14 protein-coding genes are annotated in these 14972 nt (G+C 68.5%); 10 read left to right on the top strand and 4 right to left on the bottom strand.

Going from position 1 to position 14972, the window contains the following annotated elements:
- The first annotated feature begins 70 nt into the window (after nucleotides 1-70).
- Nucleotides 71-727 (top strand): hypothetical protein, encoded by a 657-nt coding sequence (locus tag AC5L36_RS45160; RefSeq protein ID WP_441225250.1) that lies wholly within the window; start codon nucleotides 71-73, stop codon nucleotides 725-727.
- 307 nt (nucleotides 728-1034) lie between these two features.
- On the opposite strand, the gene AC5L36_RS45155 is transcribed toward AC5L36_RS45160, so the two are convergent.
- A complete protein-coding gene (locus AC5L36_RS45155) occupies nucleotides 1035-2933 on the bottom strand; it encodes an AMP-binding protein (RefSeq protein ID WP_441225252.1) in 1899 nt (632 codons plus the stop codon).
- Nucleotides 2926-3678, bottom strand: a complete 753-nt coding sequence (locus AC5L36_RS45150) for an IclR family transcriptional regulator (protein ID WP_441225254.1) — start codon at nucleotides 3676-3678, stop codon at nucleotides 2926-2928. The genes AC5L36_RS45155 and AC5L36_RS45150 overlap by 8 nt, the downstream gene beginning before the upstream one ends.
- Nucleotides 3679-3774: 96 nt before the next feature.
- Between AC5L36_RS45150 and AC5L36_RS45145 the strand changes: the two genes are divergently transcribed.
- Genes AC5L36_RS45145 through AC5L36_RS45110 form a run of 8 tightly spaced genes read left to right on the top strand, consistent with a single transcriptional unit; the run spans nucleotide 3775 to nucleotide 14051 of the window.
- The gene (locus AC5L36_RS45145; RefSeq protein ID WP_441225256.1) at nucleotides 3775-4608 is read left to right on the top strand and encodes an ABC transporter ATP-binding protein; all 834 of its coding nucleotides are present in this window, start codon (nucleotides 3775-3777) and stop codon (nucleotides 4606-4608) included.
- Nucleotides 4605-6542 (top strand): AMP-binding protein, encoded by a 1938-nt coding sequence (locus AC5L36_RS45140; RefSeq protein ID WP_441225258.1) that lies wholly within the window; start codon nucleotides 4605-4607, stop codon nucleotides 6540-6542. The genes AC5L36_RS45145 and AC5L36_RS45140 overlap by 4 nt, the downstream gene beginning before the upstream one ends.
- On the top strand, nucleotides 6529-7425 hold the full coding sequence (locus AC5L36_RS45135) for a branched-chain amino acid ABC transporter permease (protein ID WP_441225259.1): 897 nt from the start codon (nucleotides 6529-6531) through the stop codon (nucleotides 7423-7425). Before AC5L36_RS45140 ends, AC5L36_RS45135 begins: the two co-directional genes overlap by 14 nt.
- 1 nt (nucleotide 7426) lies before the next feature.
- Nucleotides 7427-8488, top strand: coding sequence for a branched-chain amino acid ABC transporter permease (locus AC5L36_RS45130; protein WP_441225260.1), 1062 nt, complete (start codon nucleotides 7427-7429; stop codon nucleotides 8486-8488).
- Nucleotides 8489-8522: 34 nt separating this feature from the next.
- Nucleotides 8523-9704 (top strand): ABC transporter substrate-binding protein, encoded by a 1182-nt coding sequence (locus AC5L36_RS45125; RefSeq protein WP_441225262.1) that lies wholly within the window; start codon nucleotides 8523-8525, stop codon nucleotides 9702-9704.
- Entirely contained in the window at nucleotides 9701-10540 is an 840-nt protein-coding gene (locus tag AC5L36_RS45120; protein WP_441225264.1) for an ABC transporter ATP-binding protein, read from the top strand. The genes AC5L36_RS45125 and AC5L36_RS45120 overlap by 4 nt, the downstream gene beginning before the upstream one ends.
- Nucleotides 10541-10549: 9 nt before the next feature.
- Complete coding sequence (locus tag AC5L36_RS45115; protein ID WP_441225265.1) at nucleotides 10550-11740, top strand: phenylacetate--CoA ligase family protein; 1191 nt, start codon at nucleotides 10550-10552, stop codon at nucleotides 11738-11740.
- Between the two features lie 49 nt (nucleotides 11741-11789).
- Nucleotides 11790-14051, top strand: coding sequence for a DUF6351 family protein (locus tag AC5L36_RS45110; RefSeq protein WP_441225266.1), 2262 nt, complete (start codon nucleotides 11790-11792; stop codon nucleotides 14049-14051).
- 133 nt (nucleotides 14052-14184) lie between these two features.
- Here the strand turns inward: AC5L36_RS45110 and AC5L36_RS45105 are convergent, their stop codons facing one another.
- Entirely contained in the window at nucleotides 14185-14349 is a 165-nt protein-coding gene (locus AC5L36_RS45105; protein ID WP_441225268.1) for an Lsr2 family DNA-binding protein, read from the bottom strand.
- Complete coding sequence (locus AC5L36_RS45100; RefSeq protein WP_441225270.1) at nucleotides 14327-14449, bottom strand: hypothetical protein; 123 nt, start codon at nucleotides 14447-14449, stop codon at nucleotides 14327-14329. The genes AC5L36_RS45105 and AC5L36_RS45100 overlap by 23 nt, the downstream gene beginning before the upstream one ends.
- A gap of 115 nt (nucleotides 14450-14564) precedes the next feature.
- On the opposite strand from AC5L36_RS45100, the gene AC5L36_RS45095 reads away from it, so the two are divergent.
- A complete protein-coding gene (locus AC5L36_RS45095; RefSeq protein WP_441225272.1) occupies nucleotides 14565-14804 on the top strand; it encodes a DivIVA domain-containing protein in 240 nt (79 codons plus the stop codon).
- Nucleotides 14805-14972 lie beyond the last annotated feature (168 nt).

Raw genomic sequence — 14972 nt, 5'->3', positions numbered from 1 at the left:
GTAACGCGAGGTCCTGTTGGTCTGGAGGCTCACAATGGGCGGGTAACCGACGAGCCGGAGGCTGACCACGATGAATGACATGCTCTCAGCGTGCCTGGCTGAGTTCGACGCCTTGCGACAGGAACTCAACGCCCGGCTCGCGGTCAGCTATACGCTTCTGACCTTGGAACTCGCTGCCGTAGGTACCGGAGTATCCATCGCGACTGCCAACTCCCATGTGCTCGCCGGCCTAGCAATACTGACTGTCCTGCTCTGGCTGTTTTGGATTGACAACTCGACGATGGTCCAAAGTATTGGCGCCTACATCGCAATAGACCTCGCGCCAAGATTGACATCGGCCGGGGTGCCCATCCCGCTGAGGTGGGAGGCGTACATGCGCCAGTTGCACAGTGGCGGGACAAGCGCGTCGCAGGTGCTCTTTGGACGCAACGATGAGGCCGAAGATCGTGGCCTCCGGCGATCGGCCGGCTCCGACTGGTACACGAGCGTGCTCTTCGGCGGGTCCTCGCCGACGTTGCTCTTCGCATACATGTTGAACAACAGCCCAGCTTCGGCTACCGGATGGCTGCTGATGGGCCTGCTCGGCCTTGGCGTCTTCACGATGTGGGTATACGCCGCCGCAACCGCCGTCCGGTTCCACGCCTTTCTAAGGCTCATTCGGCGGGCGATCCTCGATCGCGCCGCAGAGAGTACCCCAGACCACCAGCAGGGATCTGGAATGCCGTAGCCTCGATCTGTTTCCTTAGCCGCCGCTGGCAGTCACCGTCCAGTTGCCGCATCCGTATGAAGCACTCTCTTCGGCAGATCCGTGTACCGCGCACCCGGGGTTGCTTCATGATCGCCTGCACGGAGTGTGAACGGGCTCCGAAGCTACCGCCGGCACCACGAACAAGTAAAGATCCACAACTGGTTGCGGGCGGCAGGTACCGCGTGGACCTCACGCCCGCGAGCGCGATCGTCGTTCCAACGAACGGACCGGTCTTCGAGGCGATTAGCAACTGACCGGCGGGAACACCGGCTGTTCTGCCACCCGCTCACGAGGCGTTCGAGCCGTCGTTGAGGTGACCGGATTTGATCTCGGCCGCGGCATGGACCCGCGCCCAGGTGATGTGGGCTGGCGTTGGCGTGGTGATCGACGCGGCGATGACCTCAAGGGCGCGGCGTCGGGCGTCAGGGGCGAGGTCGTCGCCGATGCGGTCGAGGAAGTGGATCGCGGAGGGGCGGGCGAGCCCGCCAAGGGTCTCCTGAACGACTTCGACGAGTTCGTGGGCCAGCGCCGTGCCGGGGATGGTGTCGGTGGCCGGCACGACGTACGCGACGAGCCGGCGGCCGAGTTTGGCGTGGGGGCGGGTGACGACCTCGGCCGCGGCCAGGAACGGGTGGTCCAGCAGGACGTCGCGCACCTCGGCGAGGGAGACCAGTTGCCCGGAGATCGAGACCACCGGGTCGATGCGGCCGAGGAATTCCAGCCGGTCGCCGGCGTTGGCGGGGTCCCGGTGCCGGACAACGCGGTCCCCGGTCGCGTACTGCTGGTCGGGATGGCCCCAGTGTTCGTAGGCGTCACCGGCGCCCGCGCCGCGCAGGGCGCGCAGTGTGCCGGCCCAGGGGCGACGCAGTACCAGTTCGCCAGGTGTTCCGGGGCGTGCGCTGTGGCCGGTGGCGTCGATGATCTCTGGCGATGTGTCCGGCAAGCGCCCGGCGTCGACCGGGTGGTCGACGGTGACGATGCCGCCGAGCTCGATCTGGCCCCAGGCATCGGCGACCGCGCCGGGGTCGCCGGTGAACTGGTCGGCTATCCAGGTGCGCAGCGCGGGCTGGAACGGCTCGGCCATGGCGATCACCCGGCGGAGGGTGCGTTTGTCCGGCTCGGGAGGAGCGGCATCCGGCCAGCCGCGTAGCCGGGCGAGTACGGATGGGACGGTGAGCAGGGTTGCGACACGGTACCGGTCGATGATGTCCCAGAGCCGGCGCCGGGTGGGCACGTCGAGGGTTCCTTCGAACATGACCGTGGTGTCGCCCCAGGCGAGCGGGCCGAGAACGCCGTGCACCGGCGCGGCTATCCAGGCGAGGTCGCCGGCGCACCAGAACACTCCGCCGGGGCTGAGCCCGTATCGGTGGACGGCTACCGCGGCGGCGAGAAGGTTGGCGGTGCCGTGGACTGCGGTGACCGGCCGGCCGCGCCGGTTGGCCAGCCAGGTGATGAGCAGTGGATGCTCGGCGGGCAGCGCGACCGGTGGCGTTGCCGGTGCGGTGCTCCGGATCCCGCTCGGCGGCTCGGGTTGCGCGGCTTGGTCCGCTGGCCCGGCGGTGTCGCGGAACGGGTCGAGCAGGTGGTGCAGCCAGCGGTCGCCTTCGTACCAGGCGACGTCCTGGCCGGTCCGGCGGATCACGATGGTGTGCTCGACGCCGGCGACAGCGGTCAAGGCGTCGTCGACGCGGGCCTTGGTCGGGATGATCGTGCCGTGGCGCCAGGCGCCGTCCTGGGTGATCAGGACGCGCGGCGCGAGGTCGTCGAGGCGTTCGGCGAGCGCCTCTACGGGTAACGGCACCGGGAGTACGGCGAACACGGCCCCGATGCGGGCGCACGCGAGCATCGCGACGACGGCTTCGGGTAGCCAGCCCAGGTGCAGGGCGACCCGATCGCCCGTGCCGACGCCGAGACCGCGTAGTGCGGCCGCCATCATTTCGACCTCGCGGGCGAGGTCGTGGTAGGTGATGGTTCGGCGGTCGCCGGGTTCGCCTTCCCAGTGGATGGCCGGCTGGTCGGCGCTGGCCGGCAGGTGCCGGTCGACACAGTTGGTGACGACGTTGAGGGTGCCGCCGGGGAACCAGCTGCCGTACCTGCCGTGCGGCTGGAAGATCGCGTCCGGACGCCGGGACCAGGTGAGCTGGTCCGCGACGGCCGCCCAGCGCGGCAGGTCGGGCTCAGCCATGGCCCAGCGTCCTGCTCGCCGCTTGAGCGGCTCGGATCAGGTGAGCGGCGGCCTGGGGCACCGCCCCGTCCGCGACGGTCGCGGCGAGGGCGGCCGCTGGGTGGCCGTATCCGTCCGGCACCGGGACGGCGACCTCCGTGCCGCCGCGTTCGGCTGCGGCGAGGGTGAGGTGGGTGACGCTACGCCAGTGGCTGCGCTCGTCAGCGGCCAACGCCCGCTCGGCCGAGTCGACGAGGGCGAGCGCCGCGTCCCAGCCGGGATCGTCGGCGTGCGCGGCCAGGATGCGGCCGGGTGCGGTGCGCAGCGCCGGTTCGACCCGGTGTGGCTCCCGGTAGGGCCCGATGTCGGCGGCGTCCGCGCGGTCGACGTAGGCCACCGATCCGCGGGTGTACAGGACAATGTGGACGGAGGTGTGCAACGCGTCGCGTACCGGCAGCAGATACGGCGACAGTGCGGTGATGACGGGAAGTCGGGCCAGGTATCGCTGGGACAGCCGCACCAGTTCGGGACCCAGGCCGTACCGGGCCGACCGGGGGTCCTGCTCGACCAGGCCGGCGACGGTCAGGGACCGGAGCAGGCGGTGCACGGTGGGCAGCGAGAGGCCGGACCGCTCGGCAAGCTCGGTGAGCTGCTGGTGTGCCGGGCCGTCGGACAGCAGGTCCAGCAGGAGAGCGGCGTTTCGCAGCGTGCCGAGCGTGCCGCGTGAGTCGGTCTGCGTCCCCGACCGCGTTTCCGCTTCCGTCACGGTCGCACGATACCAGCAGGAAACAGGTTCCATATATGGCGATTGACTTTCACATAGTGGAAACGTAACGTCCGTCACAGGCCGTCTGGAGGCGTCATGATCACTCGGGAGTACCGGTTCCCGCTCAACAGCAGCACTGTGCCGGCGGGTGAACCGGTGTTGACGGTGTCCGACGTGGGGTTGAGATTCGGCGGGGTGCAGGCCCTGGACGGCGTCGGGCTGACCGTGCGGCAGGGTCAGATCCACGCGGTGATCGGGCCGAACGGAGCCGGCAAATCCAGCCTGCTCAACTGCGTGTCCGGGCTGTACCGGCCGCAGCGCGGGACGATCAGGCTGTCCCGGGCCGGCGGTGCGGTGGATCTGGTCGGGCGCCGGCCACATCAGATCGCCCGGCTGGGGCTGGCCCGTTCCTTCCAGAACATCGAGCTCTTCAAGCACCTGACGGTGCTGGAAAATCTGATGCTCGGCCGGCACCACCGGATGAGTCACGCTCTGCTGCCCGCGCTGGTCTGGTTCGGTCCGGCCCGCCGGCAGGAGATCGAGCACCGGGCGCTGGTCGAGGAAGTCATCGACCTGCTGGAACTCCAGGCGGTGCGCCACCAGCCGGTCGGTGCCCTGTCGTACGGCTACGCGAAACGGGTGGAACTTGGTCGGGCGCTGTGCATGCAGCCGGCCGTGCTGCTGCTCGACGAGCCGATGGCGGGCATGAACGCCGGGGAGAAGGAGTCCCTGGCCCGCTACGTGCTCGACGTCAACGAGCTCGCCGGGGTCAGTGTGGTGCTCATCGAGCACGACATGGACGTGGTCATGGACATCTCCCACGCCGTGACCGTGCTCGACTTCGGCCGGCTGATCGCCGACGGTCCGCCGGCGCGGGTCCGCAGCAACCCCGCGGTGATCAACGCCTACCTCGGGGAAGCGGCCCGATGAGCACGTTTCCCGAGCTGCTCTACGCGCGGGCCGCCGAGCACCCGCAGGCAATCGCCATGCAGGAGAAGCGTTATGGCGTATGGCAGCCGCTGACCTGGGCGCAGTACGCGCGGCGGGTGCGCGAGTTCGCCGGCGGCCTGGCCAGCCTCGGGATCGGCCGTGGTGATGTGGTCGCCGTGCTCGGCGACAACCGCCCGGAGTGGCTGATCACGGAGTTGGCCGTGCAGTGCCTGGGCGGCGCGGTCGTGGGGATCTATCCCACCAGTGTTGGCGAGGAGATCCTGCATGTGCTCTCCCTGGCCGAGGTTCGGGTCGTGGTGGCCGAGGACCAGGAGCAGGTCGACAAGCTGATCCGGCTCAAAGACCAGCTACCGAAGCTCGCCACGGTCGTCTACTACGACCCGCGCGGCCTGGCCGGCTACCCGCAGCCGTATCTGGAGCGGTTCACCGACATCGAAGCCGCCGGCGCTGAGAAAGCGAAGGCCCAGCCGGCGTGGCTCGACGACCGCGTCGCCCTGGTCGGCCCGGACGACACGGCGATCATCTGTACCACCTCGGGGACCACCGCGCGTCCCAAGCTGGCTGAGCTGTCGCACGCCAACCTGATCGCGATGGCCGAGCATCTCGCCGAGATCGACCCGGTGCTGCCCGCCTACCGGTACGTCTCGTTCCTGCCGCTGGCGTGGATCGGTGAGCAGATGCTCGCCGTCGCGTGCGGGTTGCGCCACGGCTTGACGCTTTCGTTTCCGGAGGACGCCGCGACGCAACGCACCGACCTGCGGGAGATCGCACCCGACCTGATGTTCAGCCCACCCCGCATCTGGGAGTCGATGCTCTCCGAAGTCCAGGTACGCATCGACGAGGCGGGATGGCTCAAGCGCCACGTCTTCGGCTGGGCTTACGAGGTGGGCGACCGGATGGCCGCCCACCGCACCGCGGGCCGGGCACCGGGCGTGCCACTGCGCATTGCCCACGAGGTCGCGGACGCGGTCGGGCTACGCCCGGTGCGTGACCAGCTCGGCCTGCTCCGGATCAAACGCTGCTATACCGGCGGCGCACCGCTGTCGCCGGACGTGTTCCGGTTCTTCCACGCCCTCGGTGTCAATCTCAAGCAGATCTACGGACAGACCGAGATCTGCGGCATCGCGGTCGCCCACCACGACGGCGACCTGCGGTTCCACACCGTAGGTGCCGCCATCCCCGGCACCGAGCTACGCATCAGCGACGACGGCGAGATCCTGCTGCGCTCGCCGAGCGTGTTCCGCGGCTACCTGCACGACCCGCAGGCCACCGCTGCTGCCACCGATCCCGACGGTTGGCTGCACACCGGGGACGCCGGGTACCTCGACGACGGACATCTCGTCGTGATCGACCGACAGGCCGACGTGCTCCACCACCCGGCCGGCAGCCGGTTCTCCAGCGCCTTCATCGAAAACAAGCTGAAGTTCTCGCCATACGTCGAAGAGGCGGTCGCATTCCTGGGCCGCCACGGCATCACTGCCATCCTGTGCCTCGACCCGGCCACCGTCGGAGCCTGGGCCGAGCGGGCCCGGATCGGCTACACCACCTACACCGATCTTGCCACCCAGCCGGCCGTCGCGGACCTCGTGGCCGCCGAGATCGCACGCACCAACGCCGACCTGCCCGCCACGATGCGGATCCGGCGCTTCGTCCTGCTGCACAGGCAACTGGACCCGGACGACGACGAGATCACCCGCACCCGAAAGGTCCGCCGCAACGTCATCGCGACCCGCTACGCGGACGTCATCGCCGCCCTCGACGGTGACGAGCCCACTGTCGACGTGGACACCACCGTCGCCTACCAGGACGGCACCACCGCCAAGCGGACCATCACGCTGGCCATCCACCGGCCCATCGACATCGAGAAGCTTGCCGGCCAGCCACGACGCCCGGTCTGGAGTGGACGAGCATGAGCGGGGCGATCGCATGAGTCAGTTTGTGCAGCTGACGGTCTACGGCCTGGCCAACGGTGCGGTGCTGGCGCTGGCCGCGCTCGGCTTCGTGCTCATCTACAAGGCGACGAGCGTCATCAACTTCGCGCAGGGCGAGTTGCTGCTCGTCGGCGCCTACCTGTTCTACACCGCGTTCGTCCTGTTGCGGCTGCCCTTCGCCGTTGCCGTGCTCGTCGGTGTGGCGGCGGCGGTGGTTCTTGGCGTCGCGATCGAACGTGTGATCCTGCGGCCGCTGATCGGTGAGGACCCGATAGCGGTGATCATGGTGACGATCGGCCTGGCCGCTGTCCTCAAGGCCGTGGTGACAATGTTCTTTGGCACCACCCCACGCGAGATGCCGAAAGTGCTGCCCGCCGGTACCACCACTGTCGCAGGGGCCACGGTGCCGCTGGACCGGCTCGTCGCGGTCGCGGTCGCGGTGGTCGTCCTCGCCGCGTTCACGGTGTTCTTCCGATGGTCGCGGCACGGCATCGCGATGCGTGCGGTCGCCGACGACCAACAGGCAGCCCTGGTCCAGGGCATCTCGGTGCGCAGGATCTTCGCGCTGGCATGGGCGTTCGCCGCTGTCAGCGCGTTGATCGCGGGCCTTCTGCTGGCCGACATCGCCGAGCTGAGCCAGAACCTGGGCACATTCGGCCTGGTTGTTTTCCCGGTGGTCATTCTCGGCGGGCTCGACTCGGTGCCGGGCACCATCATCGGCGGCGCCGTCATCGGTTTGGTCAGCCAGTACGCCGAGGGCATGTCGGCCGGCGCCTCACAGGTGGCGCCGTACGTCGTGCTGGTGCTCATCCTGCTGCTGCGCCCGTACGGGCTGTTCGGCCAGCCACGCATCGAGAGGGTCTGACATGGCCGCCACCGCCGCCGGCGTGTTCCACACCAGCTACGCCTCCGAACTGCGGCTTCGGCACACGTCGGCCGAGCGCCTGCGGCTGGTGCTCGTCATCGCCGGCCTGCTCACGTTGCCGTGGCTGGTCAACCCTTACTGGCTCGGCATCGTCAACACCATCGGCATCGCCGCGATCGGAGCCGTGGGCCTGAACATCCTGGTCGGCTTCACCGGCCAGATCTCGCTGGGCCAGGGCGGGTTCCTCGCCGTCGGCGCGTTCACCTCCGGGCTGCTGGTGCAGCGCGCTGGGCTGCCGGTGCCGCTGGCCATGCTCGCCGCCGTGCTGGTGACCGCGGCGGTGGGTGCGTTCTTCGGCCTGCCGGCGTTGCGTCTCAAGGGCCTCTATCTGGCCATCGCGACGATCGCCAGCCAGGAGATCATCATCTTCGTGGTCCGCCGGTGGGGCTGGCTCACCGGCGGGCAGGGCTTCCTCGACGTCGACCGGTTGACCCTCTTCGGTTGGCGGGTGCCCCGGACCAGTTTCGAGTTCGTCTGGTACTGGATCATCGCCGGCCTCGCGGTGCTGGCCGTCGTCACCGCGCGCAACCTCTTCCGCACCGCGCTCGGCCGCTCGTTCATGGCCGTGCGCGACCACGACATCGCGGCCTCGGCCATCGGCGTCGACCTGACCCGGACGAAGTTGATGGCCTTCGCCGTGTCGTCCGGCTACGTCGGGTTGGCCGGTGCCCTCACCGCCCACTACACCCAGACCGTCACCTGGGAACGGTTCACCATCGACGTCTCGATCCAGTACCTCGCCATGATCATCGTTGGCGGGCTCGGCAGCGTCGCGGGCGCCGTCTACGGCGCGGCCTTCATCATGCTGCTGCCCCCGTTGCTCGCCGAGCTCGCCGATGCCCTCCGCACCCGGATTCCCCTGCTGGCAGAGCAGTTGCCGGCCGTGCAGGCGGCCGCGTTCGGTCTGGTCATCGTTCTGTTCCTGCTGTTCGAGCCGCGCGGTCTGGATCGGATCTGGCGCCGGGTCAAGGACTACGTGCGGTTCTGGCCGTTCCGCTACTAGACCTACCAACAAGCCTCCACGAAGGAGTACCGCAATGCGCAAACTCACGCTCGCCGCGGTGGCTACCGTGCTGCTCGCCGGGTGCGGCGGACCCACCGCAAACGGCGGCGGGTCCAACGGCAAGGAAGACATCGTCGTCGGCGTCATCGCCGACCTGACCGGCGCCACCGCGGACGTCGGCAAGCCCTACAACGAGGGCATGCTCGCCTATGTCGACAACCTCAACGCCAAGGGCGGGGTCGACGGCCACAAGATCAAGGCACTCAGCGAGGACTACCAGTACAAGGTCCCCACCGCCGAGGAAAAGTACAAGAAGTTCGTCGCCGAGGGCGCCGTGGCCATCCAGGGCTGGGGCACCGGCGACAGCGAGGCGCTGCGGAGCAAGGTCAAAGACGACGAGCTTCCGTTCATGTCGGCGTCGTACGCCGAGGTCCTGACCGACCCGAAGCAGTCGCCGTACAACTTCGTGGTGGCGCCGACCTACTCCGACCAGTTGCGGGTCGCTATCGACTACATCGCCGCCCAGGAACCGGCGGCTCAACTGGCAGTGCTGCACCACGACTCACCGTTCGGCACCGCACCGCTGGCTGACGCCGAGAAGTGGATCAACGATAAGGGCTACCGGCTCGGTTTCAAGGCGTATCCCATGAAGGCCGGCGCCACCGACCACGTCGGCATTCTCCAGCAGGCCAAGGCACAGGGCGCCAAGTATGTGGTCATCCAGAACGTATCCAGCCCCGCCGCGGTGGTGGCCAAGGACATCGCCGCTCAGAAGCTCGACATGAAGATCGTCTGCCTGAACTGGTGCGCCGACGAACTGTTCATCAAGGTCGCGGGTCCGGCCGCGGAGGGACACCTGATGATCCAGCCGTTCGCGCCGCCCGGCATCACCAAGCCCGGCCACCAGGCGGTCCGCGACTACTGCCAGGGCAAGGGCATCGACCTCGACGCCAAGGGTCTGCACTTCGTCCAGGGCTGGTACACCATGCACGCGATGGTCAAGGGCATCGAGAAGACCCTCGCCGACGGCAAGGACCTGACCGGCCCGAACATCCGCGCCGGGTTGGAGACGATGCCGGCCGTGGACACCGGCGGTGTCCTCGCGCCGATCAAGTTCTCCGCCGACAGCCACCGGGGCGCCACGGCGTCGAGTATCTACCGGGTCTCGGGCGGCACGTTCACCGAGGTGACCGCGGCCGTGGCACCGAAGGCATGACGAGCGGCCGGGGCACGCCGATGCGTGACCGCCAACCGGCGGCAGGCGGGGACAGGCTCCTGTCGGTCGACAACGTCGAGGTGATCTACGACGAGGTAATACTCGTGCTGCGCGGTATGTCGCTCGTGGTGCCGCGCGGTGAGGTGGTCGCCCTGCTCGGGTCCAACGGCGCGGGCAAGTCGACGACGCTCAAGGCGATCACCGGGCTGCTGCCGACCGAGCACGGCGCCGTCACTGACGGCACCGTGACCTTTGACGGTGCCGACATCACCCGGGCCGAGCCGGCCGAGCGGGTACGCCGCGGCATCGCCCTGGTGATGGAGGGCCGGCGGGTCTTCGAGCATCTCACCGTGCACGAGAACCTGGTCGCCGGTGCGTACACCCGCGGCGCCGCGGCGGACTTCGACCGAGTGTATGGGTTCCTGCCGCAGCTGGCCGGTCTGCGGGGCCGTGTTGCCGGCTACCTGTCCGGCGGCGAGCAGCAGATGCTCGCCATCGGCCGGGCACTCATGTCCGACCCGCGGCTGCTGCTGCTCGACGAACCGTCGCTGGGCCTGGCCCCACTGCTGGTGGACGAGATGTTCGACATCGTCCGGCGGCTCAACACCGACCTTGGGCTCACCGCCCTGCTGGTCGAGCAGAACGCCCGGCGCGCCCTGGCCGTCGCCCACCGCGGCTACGTCATGGAATCCGGCCGGATCGTCCTGGCCGGAACCGCCGCTGAACTCGCCGACAACCCCGACGTCAAGGAGTTCTACCTCGGCCTGGGCGAGGCCGGGGGACGGCGCAGCTACCGCGACGTCAAGCACTACAAGCGCCGCAAGCGCTGGCTATAGGAGGTTTCGGTGCTGGCCGACAGGATCCACGCCTACACCCACGGACTGGACGCGGCGGTCGCCGCGGCAGTCGAGCAGGCAGCCGCCCGCGTGCCGGCGTTGGCCGCGCGGATTGCAAAGGCCGACATGGCTTCGGTGACCTCGGTGGCCGACCTGAACCGGGTGCCGGTTCTCACCAAGGACGACCTGATCGCCGCGCAAGACGCGAACCCGCCGTTCGGCGGTGCCGTCGCGCCGCAGGCGCTGGTACGTAAGGTGTTCGCCTCACCCGGACCGCTGTACGAGCCACAGCTGGCGGGTACCGATCCGTGGCGGTGGGCACCCGCGTTGCGGGCGGCCGGCATCGGGGACGGCGACACCGTGCTCAACTGCTTCAGCTACCACCTGACGCCCGCGGGCGCGATGTTCGAGGAGGCTGCCCTCGCCGTCGGAGCCACGGTCGTACCGGCCGGGGTCGGCAACATGGAACTGCAGGTGCAGGTCGCCGCCGCGGTCCAGGCCCGCGGCTACGTCGGCCTGCCCTCCTACCTCAAAGCGCTGGTGAACACCGCCGAAGCACTCGACCTACGGTTTCCGATACGCCATGCGCTGGTCACCGCCGAACCTCTGCCCGACTCGTTGCGATCGTGGCTGACCGAATACGTTCCCATCGTCCACCAGGCGTACGGGACCGCCGAGGCAGGCCTGCTCGGCTACGAAACCGGACCCGGTTCCGGGCTGGCCCTGCCAGAAGGCGTCCTGATCCAGGTCTGCGACCTGGGCACCGGGCAACCCCACTTCGACGACACCATCGGGCAGGTCGTGGTGACCCTGCTACGACCGGATCAACCACTCGTGCGCTTCGGCACCGGTGACCTGTCCGCCTGGACCCTCGGCGCCCACGGCTCGTTGCGGCTGGCCGGCGTCCTGGGCCGAGTCGGCGAAGCCGTCAAGGTACGCGGCGTATTCCTGCACCCGAGACAGGCTGCCGCGGCGCTGGCCGGCGAACCCGGCGTGACCGCACACCGCTTCGTCATCGACCGATCCGACCACCGAGACAACCTGCGATGCGAAATCGTCGCCGCCCCCACCGCAGATCCACAGCTGCCACAGCGCGTCCACGAACTGATCCGCGCACACCTGCGATTGGCGGCGGACGTGGTCTGCGTGCCGAGCCTGCCGGACGGCCCGACCATCCACGACCAACGCGACTGGTCCTGACCCCGCCGGACCCCACCCGGCGGTTACCGAACTCCGAGGAGGACAACCGATGAAGTCCGCCCTCACCACCGTGATGGCCGCAGCGACGTGCGCGATCATCACGCTCACGCCAACCGTCGCCGGCGCCGCCCCCGGCCCGTCGGCAAATAGTTCCCGCGATCTCAAAATGCTGGTGCTCTCCAACCGCGCCGACCTGATCTCGGGCGGAAATGCACTGGTCGAGGCACAGCTACCGCCCGGCGCGGACGCGTCACGGCTTCGGGTGCTACTCGCCACCGACGACGGCCTACGAAACGTGAGCGAGGCGTTCGCACGCCGCGCCAACGGCCGCGTCCTCGGCCTGCTGGAACGGCTACCGGTCGGCCGGAGCCAACTGATCGCCGTCCTCGCCGGCACACCGCACGGCCACTACGCCACCCGGATCACGATCACCAACCACCCCAACGGCGGTCCCGTCTTCTCCGGCCCGCAGGTGACACCGTGGATCTGCACCACGCAGACCAACGGCCTCGGGCCTGCGCAGGACCCACAATGCAACGCCCAACCCAGCCACCAGTTCTTCTACCGGCGAACCAGCGGCGAGTTCGCCCGCTACGACCCGGCCGCACCACCGGCCGACGTCGCCACGACAACCACCGATCGGGGAATCACCATCCCGTACGTCTTCCGCGAGGAAACCGGAACCCAGAACCGCGGCATCTACCGGATAGCGGTCCTGTTCGACCCCACCCGGCCGTGGACCGCCTGGGAAGCCCAGAACGGCTGGAACCACAAGCTGTTCTATCCGTTCGGAGCCAACTGCAACACCCACCACACCCAAGGCCTCGCGCAGAATGTACAGATCGACCGGGCACTGTCACGCGGGTTCATGGTCGCGACCTCGTCGTTGAACGTCCTCGGCAGCAACTGCAACACCATCGTCTCCGCGGAATCGGTGATGATGCTCAAGGAACACATCACCGAACGCTACGGCGAGATCCGGTACACGTTCGCGCAGGGACTGTCCGGCGGATCGATCCAGCAACACGAAATCGCCAACGCCTACCCCGGCCTACTCGACGGCATCCAGCCGAACGCCAGCTACGAGGACATGTGGTCCGGTGCCCTGGTCGAGGTCGAAGACTGTCACCTCATGCGCCGGGTCTTCAGCACGGTGTCACCCACCCTGTGGACCGACCCAGCGCAGCGGGCCGCGGCGCAGGGCAACGCGGCGCCACTCGCCCCGACCGACCGGACAGCCTGCGAAGCCTGGGACGCGTCCTTCGGCAACTTCCAGGACCCCGCCTTCACCCAGCCGCCACCCGGGGTACCGCTCCCGCCGTTCCTGCAATCCTGCTTCCCCCCACCACTCACCCCCGAACAGCAAGCGCAGCTCTACCACCCGGTCACCAACCCCGCCGGCTGCCGCAGCACCTACCAGGACTTCCTGGTCGCGGTCTTCGGCCAACGACCCCAACGACTGTGGACCCCCGCCGAACGGACCGCCGGATTCGGCTTCGCCAAACTGCCCTTCGACAACGTCGGCGTGCAGTACGGACTGCGAGCGTTGCAGACCGGAACAATCACCCCGGAGCAGTTCGTCAACCTCAACGAAAACGTCGGTGGGGTCGACATCGACCACAACTTCGTGCCACGCCGCAACGTCGCCGACCCGGGCGCGGTCCAAACCGCCTACCGCAGCAGCACCACCCAGGACGCCCGGCAACTCGACAACGTCGCCATCATCGACCTGCGCGCCAACAACAACCTCAACGACATCCACACCGCCTTCCACAGCCACGCCATGCGAGAACGGCTACGCAACGCCAACGGACACGCCAACAACCAGATCATCTGGACATTCCCCGGACCCGGCCTCGCGCCGCCAGCGCCCATCGCAGACCAGGCATTCCTACTCATGGACCGGTGGCTGGCCGCCGTAGAGGCCGACCGCAGCACCGCACCACGTAGCGTCAAGATCCTCCGACACAAACCAGCCGACGCGGTCGACGCCTGCTTCATCAACGGCGTCAAGGAAACCGACCCCCACACCTGCCGGGCAACGTTCCCGTTCGCCGGCGACCCGCGAATGGCGGCCGGTGCACCGCTGGCCAACGACGTCCTCAGATGCCAGCTCAAACCAGTCAACCCGCGTGACTACAACGTCGCCTTCACCGCACAGCAGTGGACCAGATTGCGGCAGGCATTCCCGCGCGGAGTGTGCGACTACCGCAAGCCCGGAGCAGACCGAGTGCCGTCGGTGCCCTGGCTGACCTACCAGAACGGCCCGGGCGGCCGGCCGCTCGGCCCTGCGCCGGTGTCCCGGCCATAGCCGGCGCGCATGCTTTCCTCGGGGTGCCGTTACGGCTGTCACGCCACGGCGGCACCCATCGGCCGTAGTCGACGCGGCCTGCCGCGCCGGAGCACGTTCCCTGCGAAGTCGGACCTAATCCACACATAGCCAGCTAGCGGTTAGCGGCCCGATACTCCTCCACGATGGCGGCGGGGATCCTGCCACGCTCCGACAGTTCTTTGCCATGCTTGGCAGCCCACTCCCGGATGGCCTTGTTCTCCTCGCGGCCACCGGCCCGCCGGCCACCAACCGTTTCACGCCGCCCGTGACCAGACACCGTCGACCGACCCCAAACGGGTACCAGCGTCCTGATAGGTAGACAGCAGCGAGCGGAGCTTGCTCGCGTTGCGGCCCGACAGATCGATGGAGTAGTCCACCCCGTTCCTTAGCGATCGTTAAGGATCGCCAAGCGGCAGCTCGGGCTCGACGGGATCGATCAGCCCGCCTCGAGGCAGCTATGTTGCCTAGTGGCGCGGCTCGCGCCTGGCGGTAATGGAAGAGTCGGTCGCAGGCCCGGCGTTCGACAAGCGGCCGCGTGGCTACCGGCAGACCGAGGTGGACGACTACCTGCGGCACGCGGCGACGGTCTTTGGCCTCACGGCGGCCCAAGTTTGGCGACTCGCGAATTGCGTCGGTCGTAGGGTAAGCCGCCAAGATAGTTCCCGGTTCACTCATTTGCCGCCGTCCGTGCTCGTGGCGAACTTCGGCGGTCACTGCCAGTTGGACTGGTAGCCGCGACACCGCCGTGTAGCGAGTGCCGGCGCGCGTTCCGTGATCCCGATGGTCAGGTCCGTTGAACCCGGGTTCCGGGCGGGTCATCGACGGGGCTAGGGACCGGGCGAAGGTGAGGGTTTTACGTCCGGGTCTGCGGGCGCGGGGAGGGTAGGTTTTCCGGCTGCT

It is taken from the genome of Phytohabitans sp. LZ39, from assembly GCF_059359075.1.
This window is presented reverse-complemented; position numbering and strand designations above follow the sequence as displayed.